General features: G+C 32.3%; 2 protein-coding genes. Both read left to right on the forward strand.

Annotated elements, in window-relative coordinates:
- Positions 1-142 precede the first annotated feature (142 nt).
- Complete coding sequence (locus DWB61_RS17505) at positions 143-655, forward strand: hypothetical protein (protein WP_125032230.1); 513 nt, start codon at positions 143-145, stop codon at positions 653-655.
- Between the two features lie 245 nt (positions 656-900).
- The gene (locus DWB61_RS17510; RefSeq protein ID WP_125032231.1) at positions 901-1,767 is read left to right on the forward strand and encodes a hypothetical protein; all 867 of its coding nucleotides are present in this window, start codon (positions 901-903) and stop codon (positions 1,765-1,767) included.
- Positions 1,768-2,132 lie beyond the last annotated feature (365 nt).

Below are 2,132 nucleotides of genomic sequence, written 5' to 3' on the forward strand. Positions count from 1 at the left end.
AATGGCAACTACATGTAGTAGGAAGACCGAAGATGGTAAATAATTAACTGAGGAGCCGTATGATGGGAGACTATCACGTACGGTTCTGTGAGAGGTTTGGGGTGAAATTCCCCTTACCTACTTGACTTTAAAAGACCGAGATATGTCAATAACAATACAGATAATTTTAACGATTCTGTTTTTTTCATTTCCAATTATTTTCTTTTTGACTTATTTAAATTCAATTGAGAAGAAATCAAAACAAATAATAAAATCCTACATGACAGTTTCATCTGAATTACATCAAGACTTGAAAGTCTGGACAAAAAACTTTGACATTTTTAAGAGAAAGAAAAAATTTGAGATAGACCCTTATCAAACAAATTATTCTTTCAATGATTGCGATTTAATCTTGAATGATGAAAATTTCATAGTTATTGGCAAAGCAAAATATTTTGGAAAAAAACGGTCTTTAACACCAACAGTTTTTGAGTACAGAAATAATAAATCAGATCTACATTCAAGGCATGTAATATGTGAGAATATTAACGAAATAGGACAAGATTTGGAAATTGAGTTTATAGATAATCAATACTCAAATAAAATGACCTTCGTTATTAAGAGAATTGATAATGGACTAAAGGAAAAAATAAAAACAGGCTACAACAAAAGCTAAATTTTATGGGCGGTGACGAGCAGTTTGAAAGTTTAGTGCAATTAATAAACACCAGCAAGCCACCTAGATTTGGTTTGCGAAAAATATAAACAAATTTATGCGGCTTGCTTCCGCGCGGTTTGAGAGGTTAATTCTTTTAAATCGCCCACGAAAACTTAGCAAGCCCGTTATGGCTAATGCAAGGGAAAACAAAGAAACAATTATAGTTTAATAGATTCACTTAATTTTATAAGTCTCAAAACCGAATGAAAAAACTCATATTTATTTTATCGATTATTGCAGCTACTCTATTTGGGTGTCAACCAACTGAAGAAAAAGGGAATAAACATATTCAGACTTTTTTTGACACCATGGCAGAATTTAAATGTACTGATAGTACACTAAATAAAGTTCAACTTAAATTCCGTTATTTTGGTTTTAATCAAGAAAAGGTGGCTTATGAATATCTTATTCCGGATAGTATTAAATGTGCTGATTTTTACAATGCTTATTCAAATAGGATCACTGATGCATATTATACTAGCCTTAATGCAAAGGGAGGTGATTTTATTGATTCTTTATTTTTCGTTCAAGAATGTGATTCTGATAAAGTAAGAAAGGATGTAACTGATTACTATTGTAATGATCCTGTTTTTGCAGGAATCTTTAATACCGCTTTTTCTAGTTTTTATATGAATAAAAAGGAAACAGAAGAATATAAGAATATAATTGAGCTAAATAAAACTCGTATTGGAATAGATAGCCTATTGCAAATTTCTTTTGCATATATCGACATTGCAAGATATAATCCTGATAGAGGTTTTGCTTTCCACTGTGGATGTGGTACAATTCCTTTTTCCTATAAACTTGAAAATCGAGTTAATTTTCTAATTTCAGGATTCTGTAAAGAGGCATTAAGTGACCCAAAGTTGCAAAAGGCGTACCGTCAAATAATAAAAAGTTTGAGTGATAAAATTATGGCGATAGAAGGGGAAATAGAAAATCCAGATGAAATATGCAAAAAGTACGAAAAAGAACTTTATAGAATGTTCTTGGAAGATGGCACGCTTAAAAAATCACTATTAGAATATTATGAAAAAAGAAAAGATATTGAGCCATTTGAAATTATTTAATGGAGAATAAAACTGTAATACGATAGTGTTATTGTAAAAAGCACAAAGCCATAACAAAAGCTAAATTTCATGGGCGGTGATTCGTAGTTTGAGAGTTTAGTTCAATTAAGAAACACCAGCAAGCCAATTAAATTGGTTTGTTAAAAAATATAAACAAATTTATGCGGCTTGCTTCCGTGTGGTTTGAAAGGACAGTTCTTTAAATCGCCCACGAAAACTTAGCAAGACCGTTAGCGTTCATGTGTGCTCTGAATGAAACCAATCACTAACTTCGAGTAAGTTACGGAAAGGTTCAGTGCTGTAATTAAGATGGAGGAAGGCCCTCCGCTGGCAATGTGCAGGCAAGCCAGCAAACCGCCCCACGG

Origin of the sequence: Ancylomarina euxina (assembly GCF_003863355.1) — a bacterium.
GTDB classification, from domain to species: domain Bacteria; phylum Bacteroidota; class Bacteroidia; order Bacteroidales; family Marinifilaceae; genus Ancylomarina; species Ancylomarina euxinus.